Source organism: Ferruginibacter sp. (assembly GCF_028288465.1).
In the GTDB taxonomy this organism is placed as follows: domain Bacteria; phylum Bacteroidota; class Bacteroidia; order Chitinophagales; family Chitinophagaceae; genus Ferruginibacter.
Genome location: NZ_JAQBNR010000059.1, coordinates 16,093 through 33,115 on the forward strand (window position 1 = coordinate 16,093; position 17,023 = coordinate 33,115).

At 41.7% G+C, this 17,023-nt stretch carries 7 protein-coding genes and 1 pseudogene; 6 read left to right on the forward strand and 2 right to left on the reverse strand.

The annotated features are described in order from the left end of the window. Positions 1–20: 20 nt before the first annotated feature. Positions 21–2,528, reverse strand: a complete 2,508-nt coding sequence (locus JWR61_RS22660; protein ID WP_301929990.1) for a M14 metallopeptidase family protein — start codon at positions 2,526–2,528, stop codon at positions 21–23. Positions 2,529–2,603: 75 nt separating this feature from the next. On the opposite strand from JWR61_RS22660, the gene ggt reads away from it, so the two are divergent. The 5 genes and pseudogenes from ggt (at position 2,604) to JWR61_RS22685 (ending at position 11,962) form a co-directional block, all read left to right on the forward strand. Beyond that, positions 2,604–4,304 (forward strand): gamma-glutamyltransferase, encoded by a 1,701-nt coding sequence (ggt, locus tag JWR61_RS22665; protein WP_301929991.1) that lies wholly within the window; start codon positions 2,604–2,606, stop codon positions 4,302–4,304. A gap of 79 nt (positions 4,305–4,383) precedes the next feature. After that, positions 4,384–4,656, forward strand: coding sequence for a hypothetical protein (locus tag JWR61_RS22670; RefSeq protein ID WP_301929992.1), 273 nt, complete (start codon positions 4,384–4,386; stop codon positions 4,654–4,656). A 341-nt stretch (positions 4,657–4,997) separates the two neighbouring features. Further along, a complete protein-coding gene (locus tag JWR61_RS22675; RefSeq protein WP_301929993.1) occupies positions 4,998–6,224 on the forward strand; it encodes a PLP-dependent aspartate aminotransferase family protein in 1,227 nt (408 codons plus the stop codon). An 88-nt stretch (positions 6,225–6,312) separates the two neighbouring features. Continuing rightward, positions 6,313–6,827 (forward strand): annotated as a pseudogene (locus JWR61_RS22680) (DUF1572 family protein). A gap of 293 nt (positions 6,828–7,120) precedes the next feature. Next, positions 7,121–11,962: a translocation/assembly module TamB domain-containing protein gene (locus JWR61_RS22685; protein WP_301929994.1), complete on the forward strand. Its 4,842-nt coding sequence runs from the start codon at positions 7,121–7,123 to the stop codon at positions 11,960–11,962. A 257-nt stretch (positions 11,963–12,219) separates the two neighbouring features. Here the strand turns inward: JWR61_RS22685 and JWR61_RS22690 are convergent, their stop codons facing one another. Further along, entirely contained in the window at positions 12,220–13,428 is a 1,209-nt protein-coding gene (locus tag JWR61_RS22690) for a bifunctional 3,4-dihydroxy-2-butanone-4-phosphate synthase/GTP cyclohydrolase II (RefSeq protein ID WP_301929995.1), read from the reverse strand. 184 nt (positions 13,429–13,612) lie between these two features. Here JWR61_RS22690 and JWR61_RS22695 point away from each other — a divergent pair, with 184 nt between their 5' ends. Further along, positions 13,613–16,945, forward strand: a complete 3,333-nt coding sequence (locus JWR61_RS22695) for a carboxypeptidase regulatory-like domain-containing protein (RefSeq protein WP_301929996.1) — start codon at positions 13,613–13,615, stop codon at positions 16,943–16,945. Positions 16,946–17,023 lie beyond the last annotated feature (78 nt).

Here is a 17,023-nt window from a genome sequence, read left to right on the forward strand (position 1 = left end):
TCAGACATCAGACATGATTTCTATTGCCCTACAAAAAACACCGCATTGCTCAGCATCAGTTTTCCGTTCTCCCAAAAGCAGCGAAAAACCGGATCATCAGAAAAATATACAATGCTACCCTGCCCGTACTCCTGCACACCGATTGCAGTGCCATCTTTTATTTTATCTTTTACCTTACTGCCTGCAAAACCCGCCACCTTGCTGTCTTTTTTTATAATGCCGACATTCCAGCCTTCCTTTAAAAATTCATACATCTTATCATCCTGCTTTAAGGTAAAATAATAGTTAGGGTATCCAAAAGCTAACGGATGAGTATTATCAATATCCAGTTTATAGATTGCACCGGCGATGGTGTTTTTAATATATTCATGTTCATTTTCTTCATAGGGTTTTACATCCGCATACGACACTTTTGGTTCGTCTTTTTTGTCTTTCTCTTCATCCTCTTTCTTAACCTTCAGTCCCCAGTCGCCATTAGCCATTTGATTTACTGCATTTTCAAGCGCAATAATTTTACCGCCCTGCCGTACCCAGGTTTTTAAATCAGCCAATGGTTCCTTGTCACTTAAAAATTTATAATTGCCATTGGGTAAAATGATGACGTCAATATTCTTTAAACTCAGGTTGGTAAAGTCATCTGCATTAATCAGTGTTAACGGATAGTCCAGTTCCTGTTCAAACAAATGCCATAACTCTCCTGCTGCTCCGGCATCTGTTCCTTTACCGGTTACCAGCGCCACTTTTGGCTGGTTGATAAAATGCGTTTTCGCACTGCCGAAGTCATTGCCGCTTTCCATAAAGCCGGTGGAGATTGCTGTTACGTTTGCATTAAATTTTTGTGCAGCGGCTGCAAATTCTGCCAGTTTAGTTTCGTTGCCTTTCTTTAAAACAATCAGCGTGCCCCGCATAAATTTTTTACCATTCAGCATAAAATCCTTTTCTGCAAACCGTACCCTGATGCCGGCATTTAATAATGCCGCTAAAAATTTAGCTTCTTCAAACGAAGTGTAATTTACCAGGTAGCCATAAGAAGTTTCAGGAACAGCAGCAGTTGTTTGTTTGGCAACATAAGGTGTTATCGTAATTTTTTCTTTAACCGCATAAGCCTGCAAACCGAACACATAGGGAAGGCTCCAGGCGGTAATGTCATAAGTAGCAGAATCAACCAGTTTTGATTTGGGCTCAAACAAAACCTTTACCAGCGTACCTTTTGGCTGGTAGGTACTAACGACCAGGCTATTGGCTGCGCTAAAACTTTCTTCTTTACCGCTAAAATAGTTAAACCCTTTTGCGTTATTGATAACAGCGTTGCTGTAAAGAATGTTATTGCCATCCAGCATTCTTTTTAACGCATTTATTTTATTGGAGTTTACATCTGTAACAACAAATGATTTATACTCGCCTATGCCATTATTTTTTTCGTTTATAAAAAAGTTACTGAATTCCTTCATCAGCTTTTCTTTGTTTTGGCTTGCCATTTCAAGGGTACTCATACCGGTTGTAAAATGGTGCGCTATCCTGTCTTTGAGCGTTAGCGTATCGCCGTTATCAATGATGACTGCAGAACCGGAACGGGAGCCGCCGCCCTGTTCAAATGTCATACCAATAGCACCGCTATAGATAGGATAGGTATCGCCATAAGATGGATAAAACAGATCAAACTCTTCTTTGGTGAAATATAACCAGCCATTGCTGTCAAAATACTTCGCATTGTTTTTTCCGATGGTTACCTGGAAGTCACGCTGCCATTGGGTTACCACTTCGTGATACGGTTGTGCGGCCGGGGCAAAATAATAAGGATTGTTATATCCCTGTTCATGATAATCAACATGTACCTGCGGCATCCATTGGTTGTACATTTTTAAACGCTGCTGAGTTTCTTTTTGTGTTTGCCACGCCCAGTCGCGGTTTAAATCAAAATTGTAGTGGTTTGTTCTTCCACCTGGCCAGGGTTCCATGTGTTCCCTCGACTGCTTGTCGGGATTTGCATTTTTACCCACTACCGAATTGTACCAGTTAACATAACGGTCACGGCCGTCAGGATTGATACAGGGATCAATCAGCACCACTGTATTCTTTAACCATTCTTTGGTGGCGTTGTTGGCCGGGTTTAATAATTCATACAATGTCTTCATAGATGCTTCGCTACTGCTGGTTTCATTACCATGTACATTGTAGCTTAACCATACAATTACGGGTGCATTGGTATTGCCCGGCTGGTCGGTTAACATCCCTGTTAATCTTAAATTATTTTTACGGATATCGTCCAGCTTTGCCAGGTTTTCCGGCGTAGCAATATAGGCAAGCAACAGGGGCCGTCCTTCATTGGTTTCTCCATACTGGTCCAGCTTCATCACCTGTGGCATAGCTGCAACAGCGTATTTAAAGTAGTTCACTATTTTATAATGCGGTGTATATTTACTTCCCAAAGGATAACCCAAAAATTCGTCAGGACTTTTAATGGTTTGGGCGAAGGAGCAAAAAACAATACAGGCAAAAAATAAAAAGAGAACTATTTTTTTATCCATAAAAAGGCTTTAGTATTGACTTGGTTTTGAAGTAAGGTTATTAAGAAGGCTATTCATAATAAAAAAAAACTGCAGATGAAATTCAACAGGGTTGTAATGAGTATTTTATTTTATTGCTTATTCGTGCAATGTACAGCACAAATCAATGCTTACCAATACCACTCACAAAAAAAAGTAAGTGGTATAAAAGCAGCTGTTGTGTCGGCCCATCCATTGGCCAGTAAAGTAGGTGTGCAAATTTTAAAAAGTGGTGGCAATGCAGTAGATGCGGCCATTGCAACGCAACTGGCACTGGCAGTGGTATACCCCGGCGCCGGCAATATTGGTGGCGGCGGTTTTATGGTAGCACATCTTACAACCGGTAAAAATATTACGCTTGATTACCGCGAAGCTGCGCCCGGGAAAGCCAGCAGGGATATGTACCTGGATGCAAACGGCAATCCGCAAATGCAATTATCGCAGGATGGTCATTTGGCAAGCGGTGTACCCGGTACGATTGCAGGCGTATTTGCGGCCCTAAAATATGCAAAACTGCCTTTTAAACAACTGATACAACCCGCCATTGAACTAGCGGAAAAAGGATTTGCTATTACGGAACATGAGGCCAGTGATCTGAACGAATTAAAAAAAGAATTTCTGCAGATCAACAGCAGCCCCGTTGTTTTTGTTAAAGATACCGAATGGAAAAAAGGTGATACGCTGATTCAAAAGGAACTGGCGGGCACATTAAAACGCATCCGGGATTTGGGTGCTAAAGATTTTTATGAAGGTGAAACAGCGAAGCTAATTGTGGCCGAAATGCAAAAAGGCAAAGGCATTATTTCCATGGATGACTTAAAAAATTATCGTGTTAAAGAAAGAAAGGCCATTGAATTTGATTATAAAAATTGTCACATCATCACAATGCCGCTGCCAAGTAGTGGTGGCATTATTATGCAGCAGGTACTAAAGATGATCGAACAAAAAAATATAGGTGGAATGGGTTTTCAGAGTGCAGCGAGTGTGCAGTTATTAACCGAAGCAGAACGCAGGGCATATGCAGACAGGGCACAATACATGGGCGATGCCGACTTTGTAAAAGTGCCGGTAAAAACACTGGTAAGCAACCAATACATCGCACAAAGAATGAAGGATTACACGCCCGGAAAAGCAGGCAGCAGTGAAACAACAAAAGCGGGCGCTATTAAGGAAAGCGAAGAAACAACACACCTGAGTGTGCTGGATAAAGATGGGAACGCAGTCTCCATTACTACAACTTTAAATGGCGGTTATGGCAGCCGTGCAGTTGTTGCCGGCGCAGGTTTTTTATTAAATAATGAGATGGATGACTTCAGCGTAAAGCCTGGTGTGCCGAATATGTATGGCGCTGTTGGCGCGGAAGCCAATGCCATTGCTCCTGGCAAAAGAATGCTAAGCAGTATGACACCCACGATAGTATTGAAAAACAACCAGCCCTTTATGGTTGTAGGTACGCCCGGAGGCACTACTATCCCAACGAGCGTCATTCAAACCATTGTAAACATTGTTGATTTTGGTATGAGTGCGGAAGATGCCGTGAACAAACCCAAGTTTCACCACCAGTGGTTACCGGATGAAATTTATGCTGAAGATGATTTTAGTGAACCTACGGCAGAAGCATTAAAAGCAATGGGCTACAAAGTAATCAAGCGGGGACAAATTGGCCGTACAGAACTGATCCTGATTACGGGCGGCGCAAAAAAGTCAATTGTAGCGGTGGGTGATAAAAGAGGTGACGATGATGCGGAAGGGTATTGATCGGGTGATTACCTGCAGTCTTTAAATGTTGGCAATACTCAATGCACCGTAATTGTTTCAGGTCATAAAATCGGTGGAAGTGGATGAACATTTAATTAAAGATGATTTCACTGAAAATATTGATAAAACCATTGTCAGCAAGGCGCTGAAAGTGGTGAAGGTTATCTTAATTTTATTCGTTTGTTATGCGGTGCTGGACCTGTTGCAATGGTTTTCTATTTTACAGACAAATGTAATAGGTCAAAAGGTTTCACGGCGTGCGAATTTTTATATAAGTGCATGCGCCATGAGCCTGTTTGTTTTGTGCATTAACCTGGTGGATGGCTGCTTTACCTGGGTGGCAGTAAACTGATCTTTTCATAGATTGAAACAAATGCCCTTTTCAATTTTAATCAGGTTTATAGTATGGTGTACAAAATGCTGTTGATAACATTGGTATCAATTAGCCTGGAGGTTGCTTTTGCTTTTGAAAAATTTTCTATTTCCATGAGCTGTAATCGACTTAGCCAACCTATACCTGCAATAGGCAATCAAAAGAGTGCAATATTATAAAGCACCGGCGATATTATTGCTGAACATCTCAAAGGGGCCAGGTTTCATTATGCACCCAATGACAAAAGCAAAAAACATTGCCTTTAATATTGGTTAATTTTGATTGGCTAAATCAATTCTGCATAACTTAAATTATAATGTATGGCCAATAAAAAGTTCCCGTTCACTGGTACCGGCTCGGTAGTGTTGCATAGCGCAGGCCATCACAATGCAGAGCATGCCCATCTTACACCCATCTTTGCTACTTCTACTTTTACATTTGATACCGCACAGCAAGGCATGGAACGTTTTGCCGGCGAAGATAAAAGCAGGCTCTATGGCCGGTGGGGTAATCCCACTTTTACAGCAGCAGAACAAACCATCGAAGCGCTTGAAGCCTTTGGCTTGATAGATGAAAATGGTGAACCGCTGCAATTGAAAGCCCTCCTGCATTCCAGCGGACAGGCAGCCATGACCACCCTTTTCATGAGTAATCTCAAGGCCGGAGATGCAGTCTTGTCTCACTATTCCCTGTATGGACACACGTACGAACTATTGCTGAAAGTACTGGCAGAATCGGGCATTCAAACCATCATTGCCGACCTGCGTGATTTGAATGTGGTGGAAGAAGCCATTAAAAAAAATCCGGCTATCAAAATGGTGCATATTGAAACGCCGGCCAACCCCACCATGCAATGCGTTGACATAGCCGCGGTAACAACAGTCGCAAAACAACATGGGCTGGTTGTTTCGGCTGACAATACATTTGCCACGCCTTACCTGCAGCAACCATTTAAATATGGGGTTGATTTTGTCGTTCATTCTACTACAAAATTTTTAAACGGCCATGGCACTTCTATTGGTGGCGTATTGGTAGGGAAAGACATCGAAAAGATGAAAACCCATATTTGGAAATGGCATATTTTACTGGGCAATAACAGCAATCCCTTTGATGCATTTCTGCTCATTAATGGCATGAAAACACTGGAGATAAGAATGGACCGTCATTGCAGTAATGCCATCACAGTTGCGGATTACCTTTCCAAACATTCAGCCATCGAAAAAGTGAATTTTGTCGGGTTAGCATCTCATCCTGACCATGCCGTAGCATTAAAACAAATGAAACGGCCGGGGGCCTTGCTGAGCTTTGAGGTAAAGGGTGGAATTGACGCAGGCAAACAATTTATCGACCGCCTGCAAATGTGTGTCAGGGCGGTTTCACTGGGCACAGTAGATACGCTCATCTCTCATCCCGCCAGCATGAGCCATCGCGGAATGAGTAAGGAAGACAGAGAAAAAAATGGTATCACGGATGGCCTGATCAGGCTGAGTGTGGGTATAGAAAATGTAGCTGATATTTTAACCGATCTTGAACAGGCGCTTGCCTGATTTATTAATTGTATAAATGCAGGTTGCTTTTTATAAACTCCGCAAATAAACTACAATGGACTTAGCCACCACCTTTTTGTAATCAGCCATTAAAAGAGTTGCTTATTACAAAGAATTAGGAGATAAAACATTTGCACAGCTCAGTGAGGCTGACTTTTATTTCACGCCAAACAAAGAAAACAACAGCATTGCTGTTATTATTCAGCATATGGCGGGCAATATGCTTAGCCGCTGGACTGATTTTTAACCACCGACGGCGAAAAAGAATGGCGTAACCGCGATACAGAGTTTGAAGAACAACCGCTTACAAAACAACAGCTCATTGAACTTTGGGAGAAGGGCTGGAATTGTTTCTTAGGGGCCTTGCGGCAACTGAATGGCGAAGATTTATTAACGACAATTTACATCCGCCACGAGGCTATCCTTGCTGTCGATGCCATTAACAGACAGCTGGCTCATTACCCCTATCATGTTGGCCAGATTATTTACATCGCTAAAATGCGCAAAGATCAAAACTGGCAAAGTCTGTCCATTCCAAAAGGCAATTCCGACCAATACAATCAGCAGTTGTTTTCGGCCAATGCGGATAAATTAAAAAGCTGACCTTCCTGACATCAATTATGAAGTAAAAAAAGGTAACCAGGCGGTAATAAACATTGTCGAAAATACGCCGCATTCCTTATCCAGAACAATTGGCTGTACCATGCCAGTGTAAACAGCTATAGGCTTTATTTAACGTATCAATCTGCAATAAAACAATATATTTGGTACTGAATTTGCCCAACGGTGGCGATACGCTATTTTTGCACTAATACACTGATCCACTGCGCTCAATCCTCAACATATTAAAATGGTTTTCACTTGCACTAATTTTTTGGTTAGTGCTTGGTGCGCTGATGGTTTACGTAAAACCGGTATATGGCAACTGGGTGTTTGGCATTGCCATTGCCGCCTGGCTGGCAGGCTGGTTATATACCTTTGAAAAAGCCAAACATAAAACCTGGTTTTTTTTATGGTTGCTGGGCATGGTAATCTCTATCTGGTTTACGCTGCAGCTAACATTTGTTCAAAACGCTATCGTATCCACTGTTTCAGGCAAACTATCGGATAATCTGAAAGCCAAAGTAAGCATTCAGAGAATCGACTATAGCTTTTTTGATAAAATGGATCTCCGGGGCCTGCTGGTGGAAGACAGGCAAAGGGATACGTTGCTTTATGCAGGCAGCGCCAAGATTAATATTACCGACTGGTTCTTTTTAAAAAACAAGGCCACCCTGAAATATGTGGCACTTACCAACGCCGTAGTCAACATGCAGCGAACCGATTCCGTATGGAATTACCAGTTTTTGGTTGATTATTTTTCTTCTCCCAAAAAATCATCCGGCAAAAAAAATACGATTGAATTTGATATCAAGATTCTGAAGCTGGAGAATATAAGGTTTAGCCAGTTGGACCGGTGGGTGGGCCATAATATGGAAGTGCACATAAAAAAACTGGATTTGTTTGCTGACGATATCAGTCTTGATAATAAAAAAATTAATCTGAATACGCTTTCCATCGACGGACCGGAATTTGGGCAGTTTGATTATGAGGGCAACCGGGAAAGATTGCACATTCCGAAAGATACCAGCCGCCCTGATGCGAAAACGACCGCCTACCGCTGGAATAATGCGGGGTGGATTATGAACGTAAAAAACATCCATATTACCAATGGCGTTTTCAGCAGCGGCCAGGAAACAGCCAGGGCGCCCTTTACCGATCGGTTTGACGGAGCTCACTTGCGCTTTGGTAATATAACAGGCGACTTTAACAACCTGCATTTTGAGAAAGATACCCTCACTACCGATTTCAGTCTTTCTACAAGAGAACGCAGTGGCTTTGAAGTTAAAAAACTAAAAGCGGCGCTAAAATTTACGCCCGAGTTGATGGAATACAAACAGCTCGAACTGGTGACCAACAAAAGCCACCTGGGCAATTATTTTGCAATGCACTACCGCGGGTTTAATAAAGACATGAGCGACTTTGTGCACAGCATTAAGATGGATGCGAATTTTGTAAACAGTGAATTAAGCAGTGATGATCTTGGTTTTTTTGCCCCTGAAACAAAAGAATGGAAAAGAGTATTCCAGTTGAAAGGCGTTGCCAAAGGCAGCGTGGATAACCTGGCTGCAAAAAAAATGCTGATTAAAACTGACAACAGTTATGTTGATGGAGACATTGCATTAAAAGGCCTTCCGGATATTGACAATACATTTATCGATTTTCAAGCCAATGAACTAAAGACAACCATAAAGGATTTGTCCGCCATTGTTCCATCTTTAAAAACGGTTACACAACCCAATCTTGGCAAACTGGGCAATATCAATTACCGTGGTAATTTCACCGGTTTTATAAAAGATTTTGTTGCCTTTGGTACCATCTCTACCAACCTGGGTGTAGTTACAGGTGATGTTAATATGAAACTGCCGGACGACGGCTCATCTGTTTACATCGGTAAAATTTCTACTGATGGCTTTCAGCTGGGAGAATTTATCAATTCCAAAGATGTTGGCAAAATAATTTTTAACGGCAAACTTAACGGTGCCGGCTTTTCGTCAAAAGATGTGGCAGCAAATTTTGACGGTAATATCCGCAGTGTTGAAGTAGCAGGGTACACTTACCAGAACATAGCCGTGAAGGGCGATTTTGGTAAAAAATTATTCAGTGGCTCGGCAAGCATCGATGATCCCAATTTAGTGCTGCATGACCTCAAAGGCAGCATCGATTTTACTGGTACAGAGCCACAATTTAATTTTGATGCGGATCTTGCCAAAGCTGATTTTAAAAAATTAAATATTACCCAGGATGATTTTTTATTAAATGGCCACTTTAACCTCGATTTTACCGGCAGCAACATTGATAACTTTTTAGGTACTGCAAAAATTTATAATGCCGGCCTGTTGCACAACAATACACCGCTAAGCTTCGATTCATTAATTCTACACTCCTCTGTGCTCAACGATTCCAAAGTGCTGAGCCTTGTAACCAATAACCTGGAAGCCGAAGTAGATGGTAAGTTTACCATTCGTGAACTGCCGGATGCGTTCAAGATTTTCTTGAGTCGTTATTTCCCTTCTTATATAAAAAAGCCCGGGTATACACTGAGTGACCAGGACTTTTCTTTTCTGATAAAAACAAAAGAAGTGGACGGCTACATGCCTTTACTTGACCACAGCCTAAGAGGTTTTGATAATGCTGTAATAGAAGGAAGCCTGCAGTTAAGCGACAACCAGTTTAGTGTAAACGTTACCGTGCCCCAGTTTAGCTATGATGGGAAAGTTTTTAATAATACCCGTTTAGCAAGCAATGGCAATTTTGACGATCTGGTAACAAAAGCGGATGTTGATGACGTACAAATCAATGATAGCCTGCATTTGCCGACCAGCAGCCTGGTACTGGATTCGCATGATGATATAACCGACATTGTACTTAACACCAGTGCCAGCAAAAACCTCAGCAGTGCCAATATCAATGCCCAGGTACAAACCATGAAGGATGGCGTAAAAATTCATTTTTTTCCAAGTTCATTTATTATCAACGACAAAAAATGGCAGCTGGAAAGAGATGGCGAATTATCGCTAAGCAAAACCCAGGTAAGTGCCAGCGAAGTGAATTTTGTACAGGGAAACCAGCAGATAAAAATTGCCACCGAACCGTCTGAAACCGGCAATACCAATGACGTTGTGGTGAAGCTTACCAAAGTAAGTATTGATGACCTGTTGCCACTGGTACTAAAAAAGCCAAGGATGGAAGGACAAATATCAGGCACTGTAAGGATAGCCGACCCCTTTGGCAAACCGTATATTGAAGCCGACGCGGAAACAGAAAAATTTACCATTGACGGTGATTCCGTTGGTGTCATCAATACGCATGCAACCTATTCTACCAATACCGGCATTGTGAAATTTAATGCAGGTGCTGAAGACCCCAACAACCATTTTCGCATTGATGGCACCTATAATACAAAGGATTCTTTAGGTAACCAGGCCGATATTGCCATTGTATCCGAAAAGCTGGACCTCAAGATTTTAAACAATTACCTTGGCGGAATTTTCAGTGAAATACGAGGCACGGCCAACACCAGCAATTTAAGAGTGATGGGTAATTCAAAGCATCTGACTATTACAGGATCTGCTAATGTTACGGAAGGGTCACTAAGGGTTATTTATACCCAATGCAAATATGCTTTTAAAAACGAAACTATTATTTTCAATCCCGATGAAATTGATTTTGGTACGGTGACTATAACGGACACATTAAACAACACCGCTACGGTAAGCGGGAAAATGTACCATCGCTTTTTTGACCAGGTTGGTTTTGATAATGTAAAAATGGATACGAAAAAATTGCTTGTACTCAACACTACCAAAAGAGACAACAATATTTTCTATGGTAAAGTAATTGGCAGGGCGTCTCTTGTACTAAATGGCAGTGCTGACGACATTACAATGGACATTAATGGTGAGCCATCCAGAACAGACAGCAGCCATATTTATTTATCCAACGGTACCACGGTAGAAAGCGGCGTGGTGGATTATATTGATTTCATCCAGTTTGGTACCGAGATGGCCAATGCATATAAGGGAAGGATTTCCAGCAATATTGTGGTTAACATGGCGCTTACCGCTAACCCATCCTGTAAAATTGATGTAATACTGGATGAAGCAACCGGTGATATTATTAAGGGGGAGGGCAACGGCCTGTTAAAGATAAGAGTGGGTAATAAAGAACCGTTAACCATCAATGGCCGTTACGATATTACAAGGGGTGACTACACATTTAATTTTCAGACCTACCTTAAAAAATATTTTAAGGTAAATACCGGAAACATTGTCTGGAGCGGCGATCCTTTGAACGCACAGATTGATATCATTGCGGAATACCTGGCTACCAATGTCGATTTCAAAAGCATAAGCAACAACATTTCCGGCACCACAGGCACTAATACTTCATTTCAAAAAAAGAGTGATGTACGGGTTCTGGCGCATCTGACTGAAAGCCTGTTGAAACCTTCCATTGATTTCGAATTTCAATTGCCGCCTGGTAGTCCTTTAGCTAATGACTTTTTTATTACTAAAACGCTGCAGCAATACAAAGACGATAAAAACGAGCTGAATAAACAAGTAACCTCCTTGTTGTTATTTAACTCTTTCATCAGCGGTCAGCAGGGGTTTATTACTGCTAACAGCGGCGCTAATATTTTATCCAGCACCATCGGGGGAATGGTGTCAAGTGCACTCTCGGGGTACTTTAATAAATTTTTACAAAAATACCTTAAGAATACCTCGCTGTATTTTGACTTAAATACCAGTTACGGCAGTACCTCTCCGAGCGATCTTCAGGCCAATGTTGCCCAATTGCAGGCCGCCGCTAAAAGCGGACTTATCTTTACTTTGTTGCAGGGCAGGCTTATTATATCAGCTGGTGTAAACGTGGATTATAATAACCCATACGCAATCAATTACACCCGCAATACCAACGTACTTGTAACGCCGGATGTTACGGCAGAATTTATTATCAATAAAGATGGAAGTGTAAGAGTAGTAGCATTTAACCGTACCAATTATGATTTTATCGGTCAGCGGAATAAAACGGGTGTTAACCTTTCTTACCGCAAGGATTTTGATAAACTATCGGATATACTTGACCCAAAGAGAAAAAGAAAAGTGGTGTTGGTGAACAACAGACCGGTAAATTAAATCGCTATGTGTGATGACTGATTTTTTGAGGCCTGTTAGCCTTTATATTTATCTGAGGGGTTATAAGCAAAGAGTTATTTTATTATAACCAATAAAAAAGGTTTCAACCTTTCGGCTAAAAACCTTTCCTTACGTTACCTGTTTGTTGAATCTTCAAATTGCTTTCATTCCCCGGCAAATATTAGGATTGATTTTAAAGAGAAATACTTTTTGAATCTACAGAAATCAGCCATCAAAAAATCAGCCATCAGACATTGCTATTGCTGCTCGTTCATAATATTATGCCCCATTTTATCCCTTTTGGTAGCAAGGTATTTCTCGTTGTGCTTGTTGGCCTTTATTTCAATTGGAATAGTTTCAACAACTTCCAGTCCGTAGCCCAGTAATCCTGCACGCTTTTTCGGATTGTTGCTCATCAGCTTCATTTTACTGATGCCCATATGACGTAGTATCTGCGCCCCTACTCCGTAATCTCTCTCGTCCATTCCAAAACCCAGTTGCAGGTTGGCTTCTACTGTATCCATTCCCTGTTCCTGTAGTTTATATGCTTTCAATTTATTCAGCAATCCAATTCCCCTGCCCTCCTGGTTCATGTACAGCACAAGACCTTTTCCTGCTTCCTCAATCATTTTTAATGCCTTATGCAACTGGTCGCCGCAGTCACAACGCAGCGAACCCAATATGTCTCCTGTCATGCAACTGCTGTGCACCCTTACCATCACCGGTTCATCTTTTTCCCAGTCGCCTTTTTTAATTGCCAGGTGTATATCGCCTGTATTTAATTGTTTAAAAGCAATCAGTTCAAACATGCCATATTTCGTTGGCATCTGTACTTTCTCTTCCTCCTCAATAAGTGATTCCTTGCTCAGCCTGTAAGCAATCAAATCTTTAATGGATACAACCTTCAAATCAAAGCGTTTGGCGATTTCCTTCAACTCCGGTAGCCTGGCCATTGAACCATCTTCATTCATTATCTCCACCAATACACCAGCCGGTTCAAAACCTGCCAGTCTTGCAAGGTCAATGGTTGCCTCTGTATGTCCCGACCTTCTCAATACACCACCCTTTCGTGCCCGCAGCGGAAAAATATGTCCCGGTCTGCCGAGGTCTTGCGGTTTTGTTTCCGGATCAATCAATGCCAGCACCGTTTTGGACCTGTCATGAGCCGATATACCCGTTGTACAACCGTGGCCCAGCAAATCTACACTAACCGTAAACGGGGTAGCATGCAACGAAGTATTGTCACTTACCATGGCTTGCAGGTGCAATACATCGCAGCGTTCTTCTGATAGTGGTGCACAAATAAGCCCTCTTCCGTAAGTACTCATAAAATTGATAATTTCCGGGGTAACATTTTCTGCTGCGGTAATAAAATCGCCTTCATTTTCCCTGTCTTCATCATCCACCACTATTACCAGCTTGCCATTTTTTATGTCGTCAATCGCACTTTCAATACTATCTAACATAAGTTATTTATATTTTTTGCAAAGTTAACAAGGTTTATGCTTCGCTATGGTTCTCATTTGCGGAATAAGAAATAGTTTTAATCAAAGCAGCGTTCAAATACCCACGCATGCCTTTACAACTTGTTAATTTAAATTAACATTAGTACCGGATATTTACTTTCCTTTGTGCCTTAAAAATAGCTCTATGCTTATAAAAAAAATCTGTTTCATTATCCTGGCCTTTTTTGCAATCCCCCTTGCAATCAGCGCCCAGGTTACCACCAGTAGCATTACCGGTTTTGTAAAAGCTGAAAATGGCACCGCTCTTGCAGGTGCCACCATTACAGCTGTCCATCAGCCATCAGGAACCAAATATGTTACTACTTCTAAGAAAGATGGCAATTTTTCCATTCCAAATACGGTTGTAGGCGGGCCCTACTTGCTTACGGTAGAATCGGTGGGTTACAATAAACAAACAATCGATAATATTAATCTGAATCTGGGCGAACCATACGCAGCTGAAATAGCGTTGACACCCGCCACCGCGATATTAAAAGAAGTGGTGGTGACTTCATCCAGCCGCCTCAACCGTACTAAAACCGGCGCCAGTACGGTGTTTAATTCCCGCCAGCTGATGACGCTGCCCTCTATTACCAGGAGCATTACAGATTTTACCAGAACTACACCCCAAGCCAGCAGTGGCAATAGTTTTGCTGGCAGAGACGGCCGTTTTAATAACCTGCAAATTGATGGTGCCAACTTAAATAACAATTTTGGATTAAGTACAGATCCCCAGCCCGGAGGCGGCGCAAGTCCCATTTCAATTGATGCGCTTGACCAGGTATCTGTAAACATTGCCCCGTATGATGTAAGACAGTCGGGCTTTACTGGTGCCGGCTTAAACGTTACCACAAAAAGTGGCACCAATACATTGCATGGTACAGCTTATGGTTTCTACCGCGATCAAAGTTTTAATGGTAAGCATGTTGGAGATAAATTGTTAACGCTGACCCCTCAAAAAAATAAGGTATATGGTGCCAGCCTTGGCGGCCCCATCATTAAAAACAAATTGTTTTTCTTTTTAAATGCAGAGTGGGAAAACGCTTCTCAGCCCAACCCAAATACTTTTGTACCGGCAGGCTCTTCTGCTTCCGGACAGGCATCTGCAGCCCCGATAGATTCGCTTAATAAATTCCGCGATGCACTCAAATCAAAATATAATTATGACGCAGGTGTATATGATAACCGGCCAAATTTTGTAACCAAAAACCGTAAGTTTCTTGCTAAGATAAACTGGAACATCAGCAACGTTCATAAACTGGTTTTAAAATACAGTGACTTTAAAGGAAGCGATCAATCGCCTTTAAATGGCAGCAGCGTTCCAAACAGTGGCGCAGGTGGCTTTTTTGTTGGATCGGCAAGTTCTCAAACCAGGTTGCCGAATAACAGAAACAGCAACCAGTCCATTGGCTTTTCCAATTCAGATTATGCAACGGACCATATTGTAAAATCGGCTACACTGGAGTTAAACAGTAATTTTAACAGCAGAATTTCAAACCAGTTATTATTTGCCTACACACACATTAATGATGTGAGAAACAGCCCCGGTGGTATTTTTCCAACGATTGAAATATTCGACACAACCGGCTCAATCCCCGGTGTTACAAAAAACCGCAACTACATGAGTGCGGGTACTGATCCTTTCACCAGGAATAATGAAGTGATCAACAATGTAGCAACTATCACAGACAACTTTACACTACAGGCAGGCAAACACACACTTACTGCAGGAGCTACTTACGAATATCAAAAAGTAGGTAACGCATTTATGGGTGGCTCAGAAAGCTATTACATTTACAACAGCCTGAACGATTTTATTACAGATTCACGGCCGGCTTTTTTCTCTTACACCTATTCCCTGATTCCGGGACAACCAAAAGTATTTTCTGCTGATTTAAAAATTGGCCAGTTAGGTGTGTATCTGCAGGATGAAATCAATCCTAGTTCCAATTTTAAAATAACATACGGCATTCGTGCAGATGTGCCAACCTACCTGAAACAGCCTATTGAAAACCCTGCTATCACTGCATTACAGTTTCCGGATAAAGATGGCAAGCTTACCAGCTTTAATACAGGTAAATGGCCAAAATCTACCATATTACTTTCTCCCCGGATTGGTTTCCGGTGGAAAGTGCCTGATGAAAAAGACCTGGTGCTGCGTGGCGGAACAGGTATTTTTACCGGCAAAATACCTTTTGTGTTCTTAACCAACATGCCAAGTAACAGCGGCGTTTATCAAAACGGCGCCGTACTCAATACACCGGCAGCATTAAGTGGTGTAACATTTAACCCCAATCCGGATGCATATGTTTCTAAATTTCCAACAACAGCTACCACTAATGCGCCCGGTAGTTTTGTGTTGATTGACCGGAATTTTAAATTTCCGCAGGTTTTCAGAACCAACTTTGGTATTGACAAACAATTTGGAAGCGGCTTTATTTTTACCTGGGATGTAATGTATACCAAAGACATCAACGCGGTAAAAATGCGCAATGCCAATTTAAAAGATCCAACTGCTTCTCTCTCCGGAGCGGATAACAGGGCTTATTATCCATCCACTACTGCCGCAGCGGATAAGTTTGTTTATCCAAGTCTGGCAGGTACCAACCGTGGCGGTACCGCCATCGTGTTAGAGAATACCAAAAAAGGTTATTCTTTTTCCAACACATTCCAACTATCTAAAGCATTTGCAAAAGGATTTTATGGCTCTTTAGCTTATACGTATACAATAGCTACAGAAGTAAGTCCCAACCCGGGTTCGCAGGCAACTTCGGCCTGGCAATCTATCATCAACAGGGGCACGCCCAACAGCGAAGAATTGTATAACTCAGCCTATTCAGTTCCGCACCGGGTTGTTGGATCACTTTCTTACCGTTTTGAATATGCCAATCACCTGGCCAGCACCATTTCTTTGTTTTATGAAGGCAATGCTCAATCGAGATTTAGTTATGTAATTGGAGGCGATTTAAACGGCGATGGCAACAACGCGTCTGACCTGATGTTTATCTATGCCAAAGGATCGGATATTAATTTTTCTGACGTAAAAAATACGGATGGATCAATTAAATATTCAATTGCAGCACAACAGGCCGCCTACGACCAGTTGATCGCCAATACAAAATATTTAAAGAATCATGTGGGCCAATATGCTGAAAGAAACTCTGCCTTAACACCCTGGTACAACCGGCTCGACATGCGGTTTTTACAGGACTTTTTTATCACTGCCGGCCAAACAAAACATAACCTGCAGTTTAGCGTTGACATTATTAACTTGCCTAACCTGATAGATAAAAATGCGGGTGCCAAAGACTTATTTACCATTAACAATCCGCTTACCTACAAATCAATCAATGCCGGTAAGCAACCCGTTTACAACCTGGCAGAGTTTAATGGTAAACTGGTAACAACGCCTTTTCAAAAAAATATTTCCAATGTTAGTACCTGGGGTATGCAAATTGGGTTAAGATATATCTTTTAAAAAAACTGTATCGCAAAAAAAACGCCCGGTTTATCCGGGCGTTTTTTTTGCCAATAATGGCATTGCATTGATCAAAAA